At 43.5% G+C, this 20,379-nt stretch carries 17 protein-coding genes; 8 read left to right on the top strand and 9 right to left on the bottom strand.

The window, feature by feature from the left end:
* Window positions 1-397: 397 nt before the first annotated feature.
* From JMY05_RS13095 to JMY05_RS13075, 5 genes are all read right to left on the bottom strand, one after another.
* The gene (locus JMY05_RS13095; RefSeq protein ID WP_201539819.1) at window positions 398-1,309 is read right to left on the bottom strand and encodes an ABC transporter substrate-binding protein; all 912 of its coding nucleotides are present in this window, start codon (window positions 1,307-1,309) and stop codon (window positions 398-400) included.
* 102 nt (window positions 1,310-1,411) lie between these two features.
* Window positions 1,412-2,338 (bottom strand): transporter substrate-binding domain-containing protein, encoded by a 927-nt coding sequence (locus JMY05_RS13090; RefSeq protein WP_109590919.1) that lies wholly within the window; start codon window positions 2,336-2,338, stop codon window positions 1,412-1,414.
* Between the two features lie 32 nt (window positions 2,339-2,370).
* Entirely contained in the window at window positions 2,371-3,171 is an 801-nt protein-coding gene (locus tag JMY05_RS13085) for a transporter substrate-binding domain-containing protein (protein ID WP_198329618.1), read from the bottom strand.
* A 311-nt stretch (window positions 3,172-3,482) separates the two neighbouring features.
* Complete coding sequence (locus JMY05_RS13080; protein ID WP_045443533.1) at window positions 3,483-4,280, bottom strand: ABC transporter ATP-binding protein; 798 nt, start codon at window positions 4,278-4,280, stop codon at window positions 3,483-3,485.
* A 405-nt stretch (window positions 4,281-4,685) separates the two neighbouring features.
* On the bottom strand, window positions 4,686-5,009 hold the full coding sequence (locus JMY05_RS13075; protein WP_045443529.1) for a hypothetical protein: 324 nt from the start codon (window positions 5,007-5,009) through the stop codon (window positions 4,686-4,688).
* Between the two features lie 449 nt (window positions 5,010-5,458).
* Here JMY05_RS13075 and JMY05_RS13070 point away from each other — a divergent pair, with 449 nt between their 5' ends.
* The 5 genes from JMY05_RS13070 (at window position 5,459) to JMY05_RS13050 (ending at window position 9,836) form a co-directional block, all read left to right on the top strand.
* Entirely contained in the window at window positions 5,459-6,760 is a 1,302-nt protein-coding gene (locus JMY05_RS13070) for a glutamate-5-semialdehyde dehydrogenase (protein ID WP_201615282.1), read from the top strand.
* Window positions 6,761-6,941: 181 nt separating this feature from the next.
* The gene (locus tag JMY05_RS13995; protein ID WP_201615281.1) at window positions 6,942-7,712 is read left to right on the top strand and encodes a ribonuclease domain-containing protein; all 771 of its coding nucleotides are present in this window, start codon (window positions 6,942-6,944) and stop codon (window positions 7,710-7,712) included.
* A gap of 1 nt (window position 7,713) precedes the next feature.
* Complete coding sequence (locus tag JMY05_RS13060; RefSeq protein ID WP_045443526.1) at window positions 7,714-8,082, top strand: barstar family protein; 369 nt, start codon at window positions 7,714-7,716, stop codon at window positions 8,080-8,082.
* 89 nt (window positions 8,083-8,171) lie between these two features.
* Entirely contained in the window at window positions 8,172-9,446 is a 1,275-nt protein-coding gene (gene gltS / locus JMY05_RS13055) for a sodium/glutamate symporter (protein WP_045453577.1), read from the top strand.
* Window positions 9,447-9,587: 141 nt separating this feature from the next.
* Window positions 9,588-9,836, top strand: coding sequence for a DUF2164 domain-containing protein (locus JMY05_RS13050; RefSeq protein ID WP_045443523.1), 249 nt, complete (start codon window positions 9,588-9,590; stop codon window positions 9,834-9,836).
* A gap of 86 nt (window positions 9,837-9,922) precedes the next feature.
* Here the strand turns inward: JMY05_RS13050 and glyA are convergent, their stop codons facing one another.
* The 3 genes from glyA to JMY05_RS13035 form a co-directional block, all read right to left on the bottom strand.
* Window positions 9,923-11,179, bottom strand: coding sequence for a serine hydroxymethyltransferase (gene glyA / locus JMY05_RS13045; RefSeq protein WP_055123466.1), 1,257 nt, complete (start codon window positions 11,177-11,179; stop codon window positions 9,923-9,925).
* Between the two features lie 443 nt (window positions 11,180-11,622).
* A complete protein-coding gene (locus JMY05_RS13040; RefSeq protein ID WP_201615280.1) occupies window positions 11,623-12,141 on the bottom strand; it encodes a chorismate--pyruvate lyase family protein in 519 nt (172 codons plus the stop codon).
* A gap of 60 nt (window positions 12,142-12,201) precedes the next feature.
* The gene (locus JMY05_RS13035) at window positions 12,202-13,560 is read right to left on the bottom strand and encodes a GNAT family N-acetyltransferase (protein WP_201615279.1); all 1,359 of its coding nucleotides are present in this window, start codon (window positions 13,558-13,560) and stop codon (window positions 12,202-12,204) included.
* Window positions 13,561-14,294: 734 nt separating this feature from the next.
* On the opposite strand from JMY05_RS13035, the gene JMY05_RS13030 reads away from it, so the two are divergent.
* Window positions 14,295-16,514 (top strand): NADP-dependent isocitrate dehydrogenase, encoded by a 2,220-nt coding sequence (locus JMY05_RS13030; RefSeq protein ID WP_201539828.1) that lies wholly within the window; start codon window positions 14,295-14,297, stop codon window positions 16,512-16,514.
* A 325-nt stretch (window positions 16,515-16,839) separates the two neighbouring features.
* Here the strand turns inward: JMY05_RS13030 and icd are convergent, their stop codons facing one another.
* Window positions 16,840-18,099 carry an NADP-dependent isocitrate dehydrogenase gene (icd, locus tag JMY05_RS13025; protein WP_055123470.1) on the bottom strand — a complete coding sequence of 420 codons (1,260 nt, stop codon included), beginning with the start codon at window positions 18,097-18,099 and terminating at the stop codon, window positions 16,840-16,842.
* A gap of 445 nt (window positions 18,100-18,544) precedes the next feature.
* On the opposite strand from icd, the gene JMY05_RS13020 reads away from it, so the two are divergent.
* On the top strand, window positions 18,545-19,171 hold the full coding sequence (locus JMY05_RS13020) for a pseudouridine synthase (protein ID WP_201615278.1): 627 nt from the start codon (window positions 18,545-18,547) through the stop codon (window positions 19,169-19,171).
* Window positions 19,172-19,429: 258 nt separating this feature from the next.
* Window positions 19,430-20,251 carry a DUF305 domain-containing protein gene (locus tag JMY05_RS13015; protein WP_045443520.1) on the top strand — a complete coding sequence of 274 codons (822 nt, stop codon included), beginning with the start codon at window positions 19,430-19,432 and terminating at the stop codon, window positions 20,249-20,251.
* Window positions 20,252-20,379 lie beyond the last annotated feature (128 nt).

The following is a 20,379-nucleotide window of genomic DNA, read 5'->3' as shown; positions in this document are numbered from 1 at the left end:
TCAATCGCTGAGCGCTGCTCATAAGCGTATTTTATACCAAATAGACCTTGGTGCTTTGCGTCATAGATGGACGTCAAATCAATACGATTATTGCGGCGGAAATTGACACAGTAGAAATGAGCGCTGATTTTATCATATTCGCTGCCAGCTATGTTAATACTCACACGTAAAAGCAGTGCTTAAATAGACGCTTATCTTCTTAAAAATGCATTAGATTAGTCATATTTTTACAAACCGAACAGTCAATATCACAAGACCGAACTATTTTTTATAAAAAACAAAAAAAGGATATCGCTATTGAAGCAATACCCTTCCTATGAAATGGAATTCAAATTAACCTATTAAAAATCACCATTCTCACGGTTACGATGCAACAGTACTAAACATATTTTAAGACTTATTCAGCAGGTTTTTCTGTCGGCTCAGTAGTGACCGTTGAGCTTGATGCTGGAATCGCAAAATATTTTTGATTGATTTTATCGTAAGTGCCATCCGCTTTAATATTGACCAATGACTTATTGATTTTTGCTTGCAATGCATCGCCTGGACGCACCGCGATGGCAAAATTATCATTGATGTCAATCTCTTGACCTTTGAGCGCATACTGACTGCCTGAGGTGGAGCCAAGCCATTCTAGCGCTGGCAGCTTATCAGACACCATCGCATCAACACGATTCGAACCCAAATCCAAAAACGCATTACTTAGCGTGTCATAAAGCTTCATGTCAGCATTTGGATAAACCTTTTCTAACCACTGCGAAGAAATGGTCGAGCGCTGAGCGGCAATAGAGTGCGCATTGATATCATCGCTATTGCTAGGATCGAAGCTGCTGTCTTTTTTGGCCAAAAACACCAAGGTATTGCTAAAGTACGGCTCTGTAAAGCTGACTTGTTGCTCACGCTCAGGCGTCACCGACATGGCGGCCACAATCGCATCGTACTTACCCGCTTTTAGACCGGGGATGATACCGTCCCAATCTTGCGCCGTGATTTCACATGTTACCTTCATATCGGCACAGATAGCGTTGGCAATATCAACATCAAAACCACCAAGGGTGCCATCCGCATTGGTATAATTAAAGGGAGCATAAGCGCCTTCGGTACCAATACGTAACACATCACCCGTCGCTGCGGTCTCAGCGGCGTCTGGGCTGACATCATCATTTGCATCATTTTGACCATTGCTACATCCTGCTAAGGTTAAAAGCGCCGCCATCGCAAGCAAGGGCGCTGAAAAACGTCGCGCCTTGATGCCATTGATAACAGACGCGTTCGCGATTGCACAGTGTTGGTCAAAATGGTTGTTCATGATCATCCTTGGGGTTTGTGAGTAAAATAACACTCATCTCTATGAGTGAATATCGCCATACGTGACAGCCATATCAGCCGAGCACAGAGATGAGCTATGATATTAGTTAGTCGCCGCTTCAGCTGATTCTTCTTTCACTTCAACAGCATCATCACCTTCAACCACCATCACTTCTTTTACGTCGGTGGTTGCCACGGCTTTTTGCGCAGCAGCAGTAGAGCTGGTGCCAAAATAGCTGCCTGTGATTTGGTCATAAGTACCGTTTTCTTTTAATTCAGCCAACGCTTTATTGAACTTAGCGACCAATGGATCGCCTTTACGAAGCGCGATACCCATGGCATCTTCGTCGGTGCTGATTTCTTGTCCTTTTACTTCATAGTCTTTGCCAGCATCCGTTTTTAGCCAATCGATGCCAGTGACTTTATCGGACATCATTGCCCGTACGCGACCTGAAGTCAGATCCAGATACGCATTGTCTTGGGTATCATAAAGCTTGATATCAGCATCTGCATGTTCATCCTGCAAGTACTGTGAAGCGACGGTTGAACGCTGTGAGGCAATGGGCTGACCTTTTAATGCATCGACGCGAATGTCATCACCTTTTTTACCAATTAAGATAATGCCAGTGTGAAAGTACGGGTCAGTGAATTCAACCACTTCTTTACGCTCAGGCGTGATCGACATACCTGCGATAATTGCATCGAATTTTTGGGCATTTAGACCAGGAATGAGACCATCCCAATCTTGTGAGATGACTTCACATTTTGCCTTCATTTGTGCACACAGAGCATCGACCAGCTCAATCTCATAACCAATTAACTTGCCATCAGCATCGGTATAACTGAACGGCTTATAGCTTGATTCGGTGGCAATTTTTATGTTCATAGGTGCATCGGCTGTGGTGTCAGCTGCCGCACCATCTTCTGGCGTGGCGCTATTATTACAACCAGCCAGCATAAGCATCGCGGCACTTAATGGCGCAAGCCAAAGCGCCTTAGTTTTTAATGATGATGTCATTGATATTGTCATGTTTGCTATTCCTTCATTTTTCAATCAGAAGATTATTGACCAAAGTTCGCTTGCTCAAGACGTGCCAGCTCACCGTTACTACGGATTTCGCTGAGTGCTTTATTAAAGTCGTCTCTGAGTGCGTCACCTTTACGAACAGCAATGGCAATATTGTCGTCATTGTCAATTTCGTCACCAACGATACCAAAGCCTTCAGGGTTGTCTGCCAACCATGATTTGGCAGAGACTTTTTCCGCCAATACTGCATCGCTACGACCAGACTTTAGATCCAAATAAGCATTGTCATAATTGTCATACAACTGCACAGTATTGCCGTCTTTGCCTTCATAGTTATCTTGTAAATAAGCGCCAGGCGTGGTTGAACGTTGACCACCAAGTGTCAAGTTTTTGATCGCCATAGGATCAAAACTGCCTTTGGTATCGGTCAGCCAAACCATCGTATTGGCAAAGTAAGGCTCGGTAAAGTCGACTTTTTCTTGACGCTCAGGTGTAATAGACATACCCGCAATCACTGCATCATATTTTTGTGCTAAAAGACCCGGAATAATACCATCCCAATCTTGAGCGACGATTTCACATTTGGCTTGCATCTGTTTACACAAGGCATTGGCAACATCAATATCGTAGCCTGCCAAGCTGCCATCAGCATTGGTGTAGTTAAAAGGAGGGTAAGCACCTTCAGTCGCGATACGAATGGTCTTGCCAGCCGTTTCTGCTGCAGCGGCGTCAGTGTTGCTATCAGTAGTTTCATTAGCCGGTTGACTACAGGCGCTCAGCATCAATGCGGCGGTAACGGTCATCGATGACCACAATAGGCGAGAATTCGACATCATACATTCCTTAAATTCTGATGGGTTTTTAATGTAGGGTTCTGATATTTTGTTCTCTGACGTCCCTGCCAGACAAGCAATATAGATAGCAGAATACACAAGCAGCCGTCATTATCGACCACCTGTAAACCTTTTGATAATACCTGAGTAAAATATCAAAAACAAACGTTTTACATACCGACTGTTATTAACGAGTAATAAACGGTCAACGCTGCTTACTAAGCAGTAATTTTACGCTTAAAATAAAATGACGATAGGGTGGTAAGAATATTACCACCCCATTTTTGCATATAAAACGGATACTAAATACGAGGCTAGTTCTGACGATGCGATGCCATAAAGTCTTTGACACGCTCAGAGGTAGGATTATCAAAAACTTGCTCGGGCGTGCCAATCTCTTCAATCACGCCTTGATGCAAGAACACCACTTTGCTTGATACTTCTCTCGCAAAACGCATCTCATGGGTGACGATAAGCATAGTACGTCCCTCTTCTGCCAACTCACGCATGACAGCGAGCACTTCATTGACCAGCTCAGGATCTAAGGCTGAGGTTGGCTCATCGAATAGTAGCACCTGTGGTTGCATAGCAAGGGCACGGGCAATCGCGACACGCTGACGCTGACCGCCAGATAAATTCGCTGGATAGGCGTCTTTCTTATCAAGTAAACCGACTTTATCGAGCAGCTTTTCAGCATCGCTAATGGCTTGATCTTTTTTAATCTTTAAAACCTGCGTTGGCCCTTCGATGATGTTTTGCAAAATCGTTTTGTGCGGCCACAAGTTAAAGTTTTGGAAGACAAAACCCACGCGCGCACGCAAGTTTTCCAATTGCTTGATATCGACCGCTTGCAGCTCACCTGACTTGGCAGGCTTGAGCATCAGCTCATCATTACCGATAATAATACGACCTTGATTGGGCTTTTCGAGCAAATTAATGCAGCGCAGCAAGGTAGATTTACCTGAGCCTGATGAGCCCAAAATAGAGATGACATCACCGTCATATGCGGTAAGGGACACCCCTTTTAGCACTGCCAATGAGCCATAGCTTTTATGGACGTCTTGTAAATCTAAGGCGATAGGCCGAGTCGGATCTTTTGCAATATCAAGCATGGTTCAGCAGACTTCCAATAAATATGAGTGAAAACACGAATAAAAATAAATAAAAAATAGCGGCATAGGTAGCATAAATAGTATCAGCATCAATCATAGCGTCATTGTGATAAAGCTATGATTCGTGACACAAATAGAAAAAATGTCACATTGTCTCTTATTACACAGCAAAAAGGCAAATCCTGTATTGAACCAGATGCTCAATCAACGCTGAATCAATGCTCAATCAGTGGTAAATAAATATTAATAAGCCACTAAATAGCTAACACAAAAAAGCCCAGACTGTATTTACAGCGCTGAGCCTTATTTTATCACTTTCGTGTACTGGGCGTAGTTTTATCTGATTATCTAGTTTTATTCGCTTATATCATCAACTAATGATAACCAGTTAATCAAAGTAGCGATTTAATACGTCGAGACATGTTCTTCGCTTTCAGTACCATCCAGCACTTCGGCGTCATCTGCTGTTACCACCGCCACATCATCATTATTACCCACTGCCATGCCATCATCGGCGCTAGCAACTGCAATATCATCACCTTCGCCTGCTGTCGCAACACCAGTAGCTTCATCCTCCACCGCTGTTTGTGCATCAACGGCTGGAGCAGTTTCCATAGGCGCTTCTTCTTTCTTACCGCAAGCGCCCAATGTCAATGCCGCGGCAACCAAACCAACTGTCAGCAAGCTTTTACACGTGGTGTTGTCGATAGTGTCATTTCTAATAGCCATTTTTATTCTCCATCATTATTTCATTTATTGAATTGTATTTGACGAGCAGCCATTCGTACATGAATGTCTGCCCTTTAATTGCTTTCTGATGCACCGTTAAGCTCTACTATACGTATGATTAATGCTAGCTACCTTAGTAGTTACAACGCAGTTCTGTTGAAACCACGTAACCGCAAACTTGCGTTTTTGCTTTCTCTAAAATGATATTTGTACCATGAAATGGCAAGGACTCAGTAATGATAAAGTTAGTAAAATGACGCGACAACAATGCTCATAAACGCTATGTAAAGCAGGCACTGTTCACAAAATCATCTTTACTATCGCCTCAATCTCCTCTATGTTAAATAGCATAATACCTCACAGGTATCAAAATCATCTTTTTGCCACATTTTCGCCTTTTTGGGCGCTTTCATTTGCTTAAAACATTTATAACATAAGGAAAATAATTTATGAGTCAATCGAATACCACAGACGTTACTGCCTATATGCAAACTGTTGGCAAACAAGCAAGAGCGGCTTCTCGTGTGCTGGCTGCGGCAAACACTGGTGACAAAAACTCAGCATTAATGGCGATTCATGATGTGTTAAAAGAGGCCAAATCAGATATTTTGGCCGCCAATAAAATCGATATGAATAATGGACAAAGCAACGATTTAGAGGCAGCCTTACTGGATCGCTTAGCGCTAAATGATGCCCGCTTTGACGGCATGCTCCAAGGGTTAAAAGACGTCGCTTCATTACCAGACCCTATCGGCGAAGTCACTGACATGACCTATCAGCCATCAGGGATTCATTTGGGTAAAATGCGGGTGCCGCTCGGCGTAGTCGGTATGATTTATGAGTCGCGCCCTAACGTGACCTTAGAAGCGGCTTCATTGGCACTAAAATCAGGCAACGCTATTATCTTGCGCGGCGGCTCTGAAGCGTTTGAATCCAACCAAGCGATTGCCAAGTGTATCTTGGAAGGACTACAGAAAGTCGGGCTGTCTGAGCACAGTGTGCAAGTATTACAAACGACAGATCGTGCTGCTGTCGGCGAGCTGATCACCATGACAGATTATGTTGATGTCATTGTCCCACGCGGTGGCAAAGGATTGATTGAGCGTATCAGCCGCGATGCTCGCGTTCCTGTCATCAAGCATTTAGATGGCAACTGCCACACCTTTATCGATAGTGATGCGGATGCCGAAATCGCCATCAAGGTCAGCGTCAATGCAAAAACCCATCGCTACGGTACGTGTAATACCATGGAGACGCTATTGATCGACGAATCAGTCGCGGGTGAGCTATTGCCAAAGATTGCCGAAGCCATCATCGCCGCTGATGATGCGATGCAACTGCGCCTTGATGACAAGTCGCAAGCCATCTTAAATGACAATGCTAAGCTTGCTGGACATCTGTCTGCGGCCACTGCTGAGGATTGGGATACCGAATATTTAGCGCCTATCTTAGCGGTAAAAGTTTTGTCAGGTATTGACGAAGCCATTGAACATATCAACACTCATGGCAGCCATCATACCGACGTTATCATTACCGACAACTATACCAAGTCACAACGTTTTATCCGTGAAGTCGACTCAGCGAGCGTCATGATTAACGCCTCTAGCCGTTTTGCCGATGGCTTTGAGTATGGATTGGGTGCCGAGATTGGCATCTCGACCGATAAAATCCACGCTCGTGGCCCAGTAGGACTTGAAGGTCTCACCTCACAAAAATGGATCGTGTATGGTCATGGTGAGACTCGCGCCTAACGTCTTATCGCTTAGCCTATCATCCACTCTCTCATTTAACGTATAATCCACAAAAAAACGCCAGCTCAATTGCTGGCGTTTTTTAGTAGTGTCAAATATGTTATATATGCGGTATTAAAACCATATGTATGGTAGAAGTCATGCGGCACGATAATGAAACAAGCGATAGGAAAGTGGGCTTATGCAGAGTGGTAAAATCAAGCACTGGAATTCAGATAAAGGCTATGGCTTTATCGATGTAGACAACCAAAGTGAAGACGTGTTTTTCCATGTGAGTAAAGTGCGATTATCACAGCCGATAACCGTTGGTCAAAGCGTCTATTTTAATAGCGAGCGTAATGATAAAAACCAACTACGAGCCACTGAAGTCACTTCCAACGAATTGAGTATTTTAGCCACTCCAGACTCAAATATAACCAATCACTATTCAAATACTGGCAGCCGAAACAACCCTACTGATAATAACAAAAACCCGCGACACACTACCCGTGACAATCGTCATCATCATCGTGGCAACCAAAACAAGAGAAGCTTAGGCTCTACCCTATTTAGTGTGATTGCTCTTATTGCCGTCGCTGTTTACTTTTTTGGTGATTTGTCGTCTGGGTTTTTGACCGATAGTATTGACCCAACGACGGTATCACAAACCTCATCAGAGGCACAGCCAGCAAAGACAAGCGGCGTCACGGGCGATGCTCAGATAGACAATACCATTGCCCTTATTCAACGAGGCGGGCCTTTTCCTTATCCTCATAAAGATGGCACGACATTTTATAATCGTGAGGGCAGATTGCCCACGCAGTCGCAAGGCTACTACCGTGAATATACCGTGCCGACCTCTGGCGTGTCACATCGCGGTGCACGGCGTATCGTCACAGGTGGTCATCCGCCGACCGTGTATTACTTAACCGTTGATCACTATGATAGCTTTCGCAGACTGGACGTAAAATAATATGAGTAAAGCCATCCACTATATTAATCTGGGTTTTGACCAAGATATTAACCAAAAAACTACAGCACTAAATGCTAGCATGCCCACTCAGACTGTTAACATACCGGTAGACGAGATACTTAATAAAACCACATTATTAACAAACTTAGCCAATGCCTGTGATTTTCCCAGCTATTTTTCACATAACTGGGATAGCGCATGGGACTGTTTAACGGACAGCGAAGTGACTCACCTGATGCTGGATCTAACAGCGGTGAAAAAAATAAACACTGAAGATTTTAATGTTTTCAAAAGCATCATTGAAGATGCCTACAGAGATTTTGGCAAGCCGCAATTATGGGTTATTATGCCGTCCGTGGATGATGCCTAGTCGCCAATCACCACACAAACCTGAATTCGAGATAAAACCATATTTATCCCGAATTCAGGTTAATTTATTTTTATAGAAAGGATTAATATATGGAAATTACCCTAAACGGCTATTACACGCTGATACTAGCCACTCTAGTGCTGCTGCTTGGGCGCTTTTTGGTCAAGAAAATTAAATTCTTAGAAGATTTTAACATTCCAGAACCTGTTGCTGGTGGTTTGGTCGCGGCAATAGTGGTCTATATTCTAAATATCATTTGGGGATATAGTTTTAACTTTCATCAAGGATTACAGACGGCGACCATGCTGATGTTTTTTGCCTCTATTGGTTTGAGCGCTGATTTTAGTAGACTCAAAGCTGGTGGTACGCCATTGTTGATTTTTACCATCGTTGTGTCCGTTTTTATCGTCTTGCAAGATGTCGTTGGTGTGGCCATGGCAAGCGCGTTGGGACTTGATCCACTACTTGGATTAGTGACAGGTTCTATCGCCCTGACTGGTGGTCACGGTACGGCAGGCGCTTGGGGTATCACCTTGGAGCAAGATTACGGTGTGGTCGGGGCAACGACGCTTGGTATCGCCGTTGCTACTTATGGCTTAGTCGCTGGCGGTATCATTGGTGGTCCTGTTGCCCGTCGCCTGATTCAAAAGCTGGGGTTAAAACCAACACCCGCCAATCCCAATCCTAGTGACATCGAAAAAGTCGCTGGTGCGCAGTCGCTTTATAGCACCAAACATGATGAAGATTCAGCGAGTAGCAATAAAGAAATTTTCGAAAGACCTGACAGCATGCGCTTTATCACGGCCTCTTCTACTATTGAGACATTGGCATTGTTTGCCGCAGCGTTGGCCTTCGCCGATGTCATGACGCTTGTTGCCCAAGGCACGTGGTTTGAGCTACCTACCTTCGTTTGGGCGTTGGCAGGTGGTGTGATTATTCGTAATGTCTTAACCACTATCTTTAATTTTGATATGTTTGATCGCTCTATCGACGTATTTGGTAACGCTTCTTTGAGTCTGTTCTTAGCCATGGCGCTGCTGTCATTGAAGCTATGGCAGCTGACTGATTTGGCAGGCCCTGTGTTGATTATCTTACTGGTACAGACGGTCATTATGGTTGTTTATGTCTATTTCATAACCTTTAAGGTGATGGGTAAAGACTATGATGCAGCGGTCTTGTCAGCTGGACATTGTGGTTTCGGTATGGGTGCGACGCCTACGGCGATTGCCAATATGCAGGCGGTCACGGATCGCTATCTGCCTTCGCCTAAGGCGTTTTTGATTGTGCCAATGGTTGGTGCATTCTTTGTCGATATCGTCAACGCGACGATCTTGCAGATATTTACTAAACTGCCGTTTATGTAATTTGATAAGCAATAAAGTCGAATTAACCTGAATAAGGCTGGGCTACGCTATCGTAACCCAGCCTTTTTATTGGTTATTCAACCTTCCTATAAAGATATGATTGAACTAAGCTAGATCATTACCTAGTATTGAGAGAATGATATGAGTAAAGACAAACTTATCAAGTTATCGAAAGAAGAGGAAGAAGCGCTGTTAGATAATTTGAGAGATTATATGAGCGAAGAGTTTGATTTGGATATCGGTAATTTGCCTGCCAAGTTCTTATTCGATTTTATAGTGGACTTGATTGGCTCTAAAATATATAACCAAGCCATCGATGATGCTGAGCCTTGGTTATATGAGAGGTTTATGGGTATATTAGAAGACAGTCATGCGCTGAAGAAGGATTAGCTACTATTTTCTATGACACAAAAAAACCGCCTAGCAAAAGCTAAGCGGTTTTTGTTATACAGCTCTCAAAAAGAGTCAGTTAAGACTTACTGATTTTTTTCGTAAACTGGTAGCTCTTTGCAGATCGCTTCTACTTTACCGCGTACTTCTGTAGCGACGGCTTCATCACCACGGCTATCTAGTACATCACAAATCCAACCTGCCAAATCACCCGCTTGCGCTTCGTTGAAGCCGCGAGTAGTGATTGCTGGCGTACCGATACGAATACCAGACGTCACGAACGGAGATTTTGGATCATTTGGTACGGCGTTTTTATTCACAGTAATATGCGCATCGCCAAGCCATTTGTCCGCTTCTTTACCCGTCATTTCTTGCTTAACTAGGCTGATCAGCATGAGATGGTTTTCAGTACCGCCAGAGATAATTTCATAGCCGCGGTCTTGAACCACTTTTGCCATCGCTTTAGCGTTTTTAACCACTTGCTGCTGATAAGTAGAAAAGTTATCTTCTAACGCTTCTTTAAAGCAAACCGCTTTTGCCGCGATGACATGCATCAACGGACCACCTTGGTTACCTGGGAATACGGCAGAATTAAGCTTTTTAGCAAGTACTTCATCACGCGCCAAAATCATGCCTGAACGTGGGCCACGTAAGGTTTTGTGCGTGGTCGTTGTAACCACATCAGCGAAAGGTACTGGGTTTGGATAAACACCACCAGCAACTAGACCAGCAACGTGCGCCATATCTACTAGCAAATAAGCGCCAACTTCATCAGCAATTTCACGGAAACGTGCCCAATCGACTACCTGTGAATACGCTGAAAAACCAGCAATAATCATTTTAGGCTTATGCTCTTTTGCCAAACTTTCAACTTGGTCATAATCGATAAGACCAGTGCCTTCGACCAAGCCGTACTGTACGGCATTGTAGTTCAGACCTGAAAAGTTAATGTGTGCGCCGTGAGTCAAGTGACCACCTGCGTCTAAGCTCATGCCTAGTACGGTGTCATTTGCTTCAAGTAACGCTAAAAATACGGCAGAGTTTGCTTGGCTACCAGAATGTGGCTGGACGTTGACGTACTCAGCACCGAACAACTCTTTTGCACGATCAATCGCCAATTGCTCTACAACGTCTACATGCTCACAACCACCATAGTAACGCTTGCCAGGATAGCCTTCAGCGTATTTGTTGGTTAGATCTGTGCCTTGCGCTTCCATCACTGCTTGCGAGCAGTAGTTTTCAGACGCAATCAATTCGATATGGTTTTCTTGACGAACGCTTTCTGCAGCCATCGCTTCAGCAAGTACTGGATCAAAATCTTTGATAGAAATATCTTTAAACATAGTGATGTCCTAGGTAGTGACTGTCATTGAAAAATGTCGTTGAAAAGAAGCTTATAGGCTGCCCACAATAAAACAATTACTGTGTCAACGTCGCTCAAAGTACCAGCGGTACTTTTACGCTCAGTTTTATGGTATGACCATTATTGTGAATTGAGTCTATTAGCAAAGATAAGTAGGAGTAAGCAGAGGCAATAGGCCTGTCATTAACTTGTCCAATTCGGCAATAAACTCGATACGCGCTGGCATCAAAATCATCGCTAAACATTAAGTGTAACATGAAAATTTGTGCGGTGAGCGCAAAAAAACCTCACTGTAAGCTGAGTGAATTAAATGGTGATATAACGCAGATAAATAGCCAATAAAATAAATGGTTTACCGCTATCATATTGCTCCTAACCTGTTGTTGGTCAGCAGATTAGTAGCGACATTTAGCTATTGATTGGCTACTTAACGGATATTTGACTGTCAGTAGCGACAAATGCTGGCAAAAAAGTTTCGCTGATCAGCAGCTGGCGACCATACCAATCATAACGTGTTTGCCGTTGCCAACCTTCAGCAGTCTGTTGGATAAAACGCTGATTGGGCAAAGTCCGGCTGCGTTTAAATAACACATAACCAATGGGTGTGCCTTTTAGCTGCTGTAGACGGCGGGCGTGACCTTTGAGACTGGGTAACGGAAAGATACTTTGCGCGGCCACCCACGGGCGTGCGTCATTACCATATAGTTGCGCTTCACGCACCCATGCTAGCATGGGACGATTCAGCATGGCACCTGTGACATTCAATTGTTTTTTTTGTGCCAATGACAGCAATCGGTAGCCCTCAAAGCTACGCTCCACGCGCAAGGGCTGCCCTGCTTTCACTTCCAACACCGCCGTGAGAGAGCCTGCGACATTGAGCCACGAGAGTAGCTCACTAGGAGGAGACAAATGGGTAAGACAAATAAAAGGAGTACTGGACATAGTTAACGGCTAATAGTGACATAATAATAAAAAAAAAGCGTTAGGCGTATTAAGCAAAGCCTATTGATTGGTATCAAAGGCTGGCATATTATCCGCATTAAAGGGCAATGCCTCAAACGCTTGCTGACGATACTGCGCCATGTGCGCACGGTCTTGGGCGCAAAAATTGGCGATAGCTGGCACAAAACGTGAGTCATAAATACGGTGGATAGAGTGTGTCGTCGTTGGAATAAAACCACGAACCAGCTTATGCTCCCCTTGCGTACCCGGATCAAAATACTTAAGCCCTTGCTTGACGGCAAACTCAATACCTTGATAATAACACAGCTCAAAGTGTAAGCTGTCGTACTCACCCAGTGCTCCCCAATAGCGACCATAAAGAGTGGCATTTTCGCTATGGCGATCATCGTATAAAAACAAGCTACTGGCGATAATTTCTCCAGAGGCATCTAACGCTTGTGCGAGCATTAAGTGCTCAGATATAGTCACTGCCAGTGCCATAAAAAAATCTATCGTCAAATAAGGCTGTTGTCCACGTACTGCATAGGTCATCACATAACAATGATAAAAGGCTTTCCAGTCCTCGTCAGTAATAGCGGCACCGCATTTACGTTGGCAGATGATGCCTTGCTCGGCGACCTTACGACGCTCAGCACGGATGGTTTTGCGTTTTTTGGCTTTTAGCGTCGCTAAGAATGCTTCAAAATCAGCAAACGGTTGGCAGTCTTGTAGCAAGTCTTTATTTTGCCATAAGAACTGGCAGCCTTGACGTTCCAGTATGGGCATGTCAATTGCGGTTGATTCTAAACCATTATCTTGAGCGGCTAGCAAATGCGCTACATCAATATCAGTAGGCATAGATGCCGTGGCAATTGTAGCCAATTCAGGCGTAATGAATAATCCGTGCCAGCTTGAGGCACCTACTTGCTGAGCAATATCATCGACGCCTGCGATAGCTGTCTTTATGATATCGGTGGTTAACGTCTCACCTTTTGCCAACCAAAGCCGCTGACCCGTAATCGGTGTATAGGGCACGCTGGTAACCAGCCTTGGATAATAATCCACACCATAACGCGCATAGGCTTCTGCCCATGAATGATCAAACACAAACTCGCCACGATGATGACCTTTGAGGAATATTGGCAACACCGCCACAGGATGCGCGACTGTTTGCGCAGCTTCGTTAATCGCAGAATAGTTTTCGCTATGGTCAGCATAGTCTATCGAGCTGTCGCTTTGACTATCTGCGACCCGATGTACCAACACAAATATCGGCAACCAGCCTGCCTGCTCACCAATCGCGCCAGTGTCAGCTAACGCTTGCCAAAAAGCAAACGACATAAAAGGGGTATCGGGGGTTTGCCAGTCTGTTTGACTCTGCCAGCTGGTGTCATTGAGTAATGCATATTGTAAACTCATAATACTCACTATTTATTTTTATATGGGCGTAGTTTTTTATACCTTGTTTCGTATATGACTAGCCTAGCAAAATTCTACTCAAACTCTGTCACAATTATGCTCTCATAATTTTCAGATATTACGAATAAAATAGGTAACAATGCGCTCTCGATAATAAAAGCTACCCCAGTAAAATCATCTCTAAAAACATAGATAATTTGGTTTGTCAGCTCATGTCTGACAGAAGAGTAAGAATCACTTAGTCACGACTCATATCTATGATATGACTGGCAGTTTTTTGAATAATGATTGTATTATTCATCGTTTTATGACGAATATTAGCAGGCAGTGTTTGTATAGAAAGGATGAAATTTTTATCGATGACTGGTAGAATAAGGCTCTTAACAGCTTAATGTAATTAAGACATATTAGAAACAACCGAAAACACTACACGTAGTTCATTATGCGATATTGACATCGTATCAGATTTATAATCAGTTAACTATGATGTAGCGTCAGCACTCTATTTTTAAGTCATTCATATGAGCAGGTCGTTCAGACAAGACAGTCAAACTGCCGCTTAACGAAGAAAAATTCTAAGCAGACTCGATGGTCTCCAAGAAACTGGCTACAAAAAACTCGCGACACATTATTTAGTATCGTTGCATGATCCATTATTACATCAGAGCTGCATGGAATTATTAACTTATATTTGAGCCTTATTATTAATTACAACTAAAAGGAATGCCCAACTAATGTCTAAAATTATTTATACAAAAACTGACGAAGCACCAGCGCTAGCAACCTTATCATTTTTGCCAATTGTAAAAGCTTTTACTCAAACAGCAGGCATCGAAGTTGAAACCAGCGATATCTCTGTTGCTGCCCGTGTGTTGGCTGAGTTTCCAGAGTACTTAACGGAAGAGCAGCGCGTTCCTGATAATCTGGCTGAGCTGGGTCGTCTGACTCAAGATCCAGATACCAATATCATTAAACTGCCTAATATCAGTGCTTCTGTTGGACAGCTAAAAGCTTGTATCAAAGAATTGCAAAGCAAAGGCTACGCTATTCCTGACTTTCCAGATGATCCTAAGACAGAAGAAGAAGAAGAGATCCGTAAGCGTTATGGCAAAAGCTTGGGCAGTTCTGTCAACCCAGTCTTGCGTGAAGGCAACTCAGATCGCCGTGCACCAAAAGCGGTTAAAAACTATGCACGCAAGCATCCACACTCTATGGGTGAATGGAAGCAATGGTCACAGACCCACGTATCGCACATGCACAGTGGCGATTTCTATGCTGGTGAGCAATCTATCACTTTAGATAAAGCACGTACTGTACGTATGGAACGTGTCGCTGAAGATGGCACTATTCATGTCTTCAAAACAGGCATTGCCTTGCTGGACAAAGAAGTCATCGACTTGATGTTTATGAGCAAAAAATCATTACTTGAGTTTTATGAGCGTGAAATGGAAGATTGCCGCGAAGCTGGTATCTTGTTTTCACTGCACGTAAAAGCCACGATGATGAAAGTATCGCATCCTATCGTGTTTGGTCATGCGGTCAAAACTTATTATAAAGATGCCTTTAATAAGCATGGCGCTTTCTTTGACGAGCTAGGTATCAACGTCAATAACGGCATGGCAAGTTTGTACGAAAAAATCGCTGAGCTACCAGCCAGTAAACGTGAAGAAATCGAACGCGATTTACATGCTTGCCAAGTGCATCGTCCACGCCTAGCGATGGTTGATTCATCAAAAGGTATCACCAACTTCCATTCACCAAGTGACGTGATTGTTGATGCGTCTATGCCAGCGATGATTCGTTCAGGCGGTAAAATGTGGGGCGCTGATGGCAAAATGTATGACTGTAAAGCAGTCATGCCTGAATCTACCTTTGCTCGCATCTATCAAGAAATGATTAACTTCTGTAAATGGCATGGTAACTTTGATCCAACAACGATGGGTACGGTTCCTAACGTTGGTTTGATGGCGCAAAAAGCCGAAGAGTATGGCTCGCATGACAAGACTTTTGAGGCGAGTGGTTCAGGATTGGCTCGTATTGTCGATGAAGATACTGATGAGGTATTGCTTGAGCAGCAGGTTGAAAACGGTGACATTTGGCGCATGTGTCAGGTTAAAGATGAGCCTATCCAAGATTGGGTAAAACTTGCGGTACGCCGTGCCCGTGAATCAGATACACCAGTTATCTTTTGGCTAGACCCTTACCGTCCGCACGAAAACGAGCTGATCAAAAAAGTTCAAACTTACTTAAAAGATCATGATACGACAGGCCTGCATATTGAAATCATGTCACAGGTTCGTGCGATGCGTTATACGCTAGAGCGCGTTGCCCGTGGTCTGGATACTATCTCTGCAACTGGTAATATTTTACGTGATTACTTGACTGACTTGTTCCCAATCCTAGAGCTTGGCACAAGTGCGAAAATGTTGTCAGTCGTACCATTAATGAAAGGTGGCGGTTTGTTTGAAACGGGCGCTGGTGGTTCTGCACCTAAGCACGTTCAACAGTTGTTAGAGGAAAACCATTTACGTTGGGATTCATTGGGTGAGTTCTTAGCCTTGACCGTGTCTTTGGAGCATTTGGCCAGTCACGATAACAATGCTAAAGCGCAAATCTTGGCGGATACGCTAGATACGGCGACAGAGAAACTGTTGTTAAACAACAAAGGCCCTTCACGTAAAACAGGTGAAATCGATAACCGTGGTAGTCATTTCTATCTGGCGATGTACTGGGCACAAGAGCTTGCGGCACAAGATAAAGATGCTGATCTTAAAGCAAAATTTGCACCGCTGGCAGAAAAACTTGAGAGCAACGAAGCTGCTATCGTCAAAGAGCTAAATGAAGCTCAAGGCAAGCCTGTAGACTTAAAAGGTTACTACTTGGCAGACGAAGCATTGGCAGAACAAGCGATGCGTCCAAGCACGCTATTCAATGCAGCAATCGCCTCATTGTAATTGAGTTATGTGCTAATACAGCAAACAATTGGGCTTAATTTTCTTTACTTATAAAGACTTTTGGACCCAGTTAGGTAAAATAAAAACACTGCTTAGGTCTCAGACTTAAGCGGTGTTTTTTATGCTTGAACATAAGACAGTACGTTTAAAACGTTACTTTTAAAATATCACTGATAAACAGCAAAAAACTGCCAATAAAAAAGCCACCTACATAACTGTAGATGGCTTTTTGACATTGATAAGTTCAGCGATACTTTTGTGAATATTGATACTTCTATCAATACTATAAAATTCTGATAACTGCTGACTCAGCTCTATATACTTTTTAAACATCCATGTGCTTGATAACCGCTTTACCAAACTCAGAAGTACTGAGCAAGATAGCATCTGGCATGAGGCGCTCAAAGTCATAAGTGACTGTTTTATTAGCGATAGCACCTTGGATACCACTGATAATGAGATCAGCGGCTTCTGTCCAACCCATGTCTCGTAACATCATCTCAGCTGATAAAATCAATGAACCAGGATTTACTTTATTCTGACCCGCATATTTAGGTGCTGTGCCATGAGTTGCCTCATAAACCGCAATTGCGCCGCCTTTGTTAGCGCCCGGTGCGATACCAATACCGCCCACCTCGGCTGCTAGGGCATCTGAGATATAATCACCGTTTAAGTTTAGCGTCGCAACGACTGAATAATCCGCAGGACGCATCAAGATTTGCTGCAGAAAGGCATCAGCAATAACATCCTTGATAATAATATCATTGCCTGTTTTTGGATTTTTCATTGTCATCCAAGGACCACCATCTAATAATTCTGCATCGAAGCGTTCTGCTGCCAGCTCATAGCCCCATTCCTTAAATGCGCCTTCGGTATACTTCATAATATTGCCTTTGTGCACTAAAGTCACACTGGGCAAATCATTATCGATAGCATGTTGAATAGCTTTACGCACCAGACGCTGCGAGCCTTCTTTGGATACTGGCTTGATGCCGATACCGCAATCATCATCGAAGCGGATCTTCGTAACACCCATCTCTTCTTTTAAAAATTTAATGATTTTCTTAGCATCCTCACTGCCCGCTTTCCATTCGATACCTGCATAGATATCTTCTGAATTTTCACGGAAAATGACCATATCTGTCAGCTCAGGATGCTGCACAGGACTTGGTACACCTTCAAACCAACGAACTGGGCGCTGACAGACATAGAGGTCAAGCTCTTGACGTACCGCCACATTCAATGAGCGAAAGCCACCGCCAACTGGCGTGGTCAATGGGCCTTTGATACTGATAACATAGTCTTTTAAAATCTCTAGCGTCTCGCTTGGCAGATAGTCACCATCGTATATTTTAGCGGCTTTTTCGCCAAGATAAGCTTCCATCCAAATGATGGACTGTTTGCCATGATAAGCTTTCTCCACGGCCGCATTGACCACTTTTATCATGACCGGCGTGATATCGATCCCGATACCATCGCCTTCAACGAACGGGATAATAGGATGATTGGGTACATTTAGCGACAGATCAGCATTTACGGTAATTTTTTCGCCGTCTCTTGGGACGATAACCTTCTCATAAGACATGGATAAAACTCCTTGGTTGTATGTTAGATATCGCAAGCATCCTTAGCACTCTGTTATGCTAGCCACTCTATTATGATTATTTATACCGCTTTAAATGCGGGTTAGCCAAACTAAAAACTTTGAGCAATAGGTAAGTTGCGATATGCTGATAAACGGTTTAAAAAATGAATAAGTAAAATAGCGATACAGTGAATAATCATTTATTGACTTAACGATACTGTAAAAATCCCTTTAGTAAAATAGCATCCACACAGACTGTTATAATAACGCGCAAAATAACAAAGATACTTTATATAAAATCAACAAATTTGCAGCTTATAGCGTTGATTTAAAAAAATAACGTTTTATTAGGGCGTGTCCTCGTTTTAAAAATCGTAAATTGAGGACACGCCCTAACCTCAAAATACGCACAAAATAATGATTAAAATTTAGGAAATCCCAAACCATGTCGACCTCTAGTCTGATTTTATTCAACAAACCTTATGGGGTGCAAAGTCAGTTTCGTGATGACAGCAACAATGATCACACCACCCTATCACAGTATTTTACCGATAAGTCTTTACGGATTGCTGGTAGGCTTGATGCCACCTCAGAGGGCTTGCTGATTTTAACGAGTGATGGTCGAGTCAATAAAGCCATTACCCAGCCACCTTCTGCTGCTAATTTTGCAAAAAACCGTCATAAGCAGGGCAAAACTTACTTGGTGCAAGTTGAAGGCACAGCAACGCCAGCGCAGTTGAATGAGCTTGCCTCTGGCGTACATTTAAAAGATGGCAAGACACTACCTGCGACGGCTCTCATGGTAGAAGAGGCAAACTTACCCATTGATTTATGGCAACGTGAGCCGCCTATTCGTGAGCGTAAGAATGTACCGACTTCGTGGCTCATGCTGACAATTTATGAAGGTAAGAATCGCCAAGTCAGACGCATGACAGCGCAGGTTGGACTGCCTTGTCTGCGTTTGATACGCTGGTCAGTAGCAGGGTTTGAATTGGGTGATTTAGCCGTTGGTGAGTTTGTGCGCATTCATCTCACTAGCGAACGCTGTCAGCAATTAGGCATTCTTAATTAATTGTTACTATCAATCTACTGGTATCTGATTGCTCGTGACTGGCATCTGCTTATTAGGGCATATCCTTATTTCTGTCAGCTTTTTTAAATAAGAATACGTCTTAGTCATTGGCTTTGGTGGCAATTAAAACCAATTACGACTTGCTAAACATCGCGTCTCGAACGAGCAAGGTTTATCTGCTAAGCTTCAGAACACCATTGTTTAGGTATCATAAGTCTCATCCACTTATCATTTGATTTTTTATTATAGGGATATGTTATGTTTGCTTCTCGTCGTTGGATCTTGTTGGCTACTAGCGTCTCTACGGCGCTTATACTGAGCGCCTGTCAGCCGACAAAAGACAACGATGACACAGATTCTAATGCAGCGACCCCACCTGTGTCTGATATCGTCGATGCTCCAAATGACGTTGACGTTGACGCTGACAACGAACTAGTAACTGGGGAAAACAGCGCGGACGAGAGCCAAATGACCGACATACTCAGAGACTATACAAGGTCGATGACTAGAATGCATGATGAGATGATGATCGGTATGGGTTATAACGACCCTGATACAGCCTTTGCTAAAGCGATGCTTGGCCACCACCGCGGTGCCGTAGAAATGGCAAAAATTCAGCTGAAATATGGTACTGACGAAGAGATGCGTCAATTGGCACAAGAGATTATCGCCGCTCAGCAAGTTGAAATCGATATTTTGAATAAATGGCTTGCTAGCCACCCTGATACAGCCAAACCTAAACCCAATACTGAAGCGATGCAGCAAGCGTATGCCAGAAGCATGGATGTCTTAAATGGCGAGATGGTATTGGGTATCGCCGATCCTGTGCCTGACATGGCATTTGCACGTGGTATGCTGCCGCATCACATTGGCGCGGTAGAGATGGCAAACATTCAGCTGAAATATGGCACTGACGAAGAGATGCGTCAATTGGCACAAGATATCATCGATGGTCAGCAGACTGAGATTGAGCATATGCAACAATGGATTGCAGATGCTAATATCGATAACAAGGCTAAAGAGACACAGGGCACAAGTGAAGCGGATAATCATCAGCAATCTGAACAACCTGCTTCTTAGGTGCTGAATTATTAAACGCTGACCTAGCTGTTAATTTTTAACAAACCTTAAAAGACTGCCAGTCATTACATAAAGCCCCTGCCAAATAATATTATTTGGCAGGGGCTTTTACTTTTAACCAATTATTG

The organism is Psychrobacter sp. JCM 18902, assembly GCF_904846615.1.
GTDB lineage: Bacteria > Pseudomonadota > Gammaproteobacteria > Pseudomonadales > Moraxellaceae > Psychrobacter.
Note: the sequence above shows the minus strand (reverse complement) of the source record. Positions and strands in the feature narration are given on the sequence as shown.

What these genes read in the sequence shown, in the direction of transcription:
- JMY05_RS13095 (WP_201539819.1), bottom strand. Translation starts at nt 1,309, where the DNA reads ATGAACAACCATTTTGACCAACACTGTGCAATCGCGAACGCGTCTGTT.
- JMY05_RS13090 (WP_109590919.1), bottom strand. Translation starts at nt 2,338, where the DNA reads ATGACAATATCAATGACATCATCATTAAAAACTAAGGCGCTTTGGCTT.
- JMY05_RS13085 (WP_198329618.1), bottom strand. Translation starts at nt 3,171, where the DNA reads ATGATGTCGAATTCTCGCCTATTGTGGTCATCGATGACCGTTACCGCC.
- JMY05_RS13080 (WP_045443533.1), bottom strand. Translation starts at nt 4,280, where the DNA reads ATGCTTGATATTGCAAAAGATCCGACTCGGCCTATCGCCTTAGATTTA.
- JMY05_RS13075 (WP_045443529.1), bottom strand. Translation starts at nt 5,009, where the DNA reads ATGGCTATTAGAAATGACACTATCGACAACACCACGTGTAAAAGCTTG.
- JMY05_RS13070 (WP_201615282.1), top strand. Translation starts at nt 5,459, where the DNA reads ATGAGTCAATCGAATACCACAGACGTTACTGCCTATATGCAAACTGTT.
- JMY05_RS13995 (WP_201615281.1), top strand. Translation starts at nt 6,942, where the DNA reads ATGCAGAGTGGTAAAATCAAGCACTGGAATTCAGATAAAGGCTATGGC.
- JMY05_RS13060 (WP_045443526.1), top strand. Translation starts at nt 7,714, where the DNA reads ATGAGTAAAGCCATCCACTATATTAATCTGGGTTTTGACCAAGATATT.
- gltS (WP_045453577.1), top strand. Translation starts at nt 8,172, where the DNA reads ATGGAAATTACCCTAAACGGCTATTACACGCTGATACTAGCCACTCTA.
- JMY05_RS13050 (WP_045443523.1), top strand. Translation starts at nt 9,588, where the DNA reads ATGAGTAAAGACAAACTTATCAAGTTATCGAAAGAAGAGGAAGAAGCG.
- glyA (WP_055123466.1), bottom strand. Translation starts at nt 11,179, where the DNA reads ATGTTTAAAGATATTTCTATCAAAGATTTTGATCCAGTACTTGCTGAA.
- JMY05_RS13040 (WP_201615280.1), bottom strand. Translation starts at nt 12,141, where the DNA reads ATGTCCAGTACTCCTTTTATTTGTCTTACCCATTTGTCTCCTCCTAGT.
- JMY05_RS13035 (WP_201615279.1), bottom strand. Translation starts at nt 13,560, where the DNA reads ATGAGTTTACAATATGCATTACTCAATGACACCAGCTGGCAGAGTCAA.
- JMY05_RS13030 (WP_201539828.1), top strand. Translation starts at nt 14,295, where the DNA reads ATGTCTAAAATTATTTATACAAAAACTGACGAAGCACCAGCGCTAGCA.
- icd (WP_055123470.1), bottom strand. Translation starts at nt 18,099, where the DNA reads ATGTCTTATGAGAAGGTTATCGTCCCAAGAGACGGCGAAAAAATTACC.
- JMY05_RS13020 (WP_201615278.1), top strand. Translation starts at nt 18,545, where the DNA reads ATGTCGACCTCTAGTCTGATTTTATTCAACAAACCTTATGGGGTGCAA.
- JMY05_RS13015 (WP_045443520.1), top strand. Translation starts at nt 19,430, where the DNA reads ATGTTTGCTTCTCGTCGTTGGATCTTGTTGGCTACTAGCGTCTCTACG.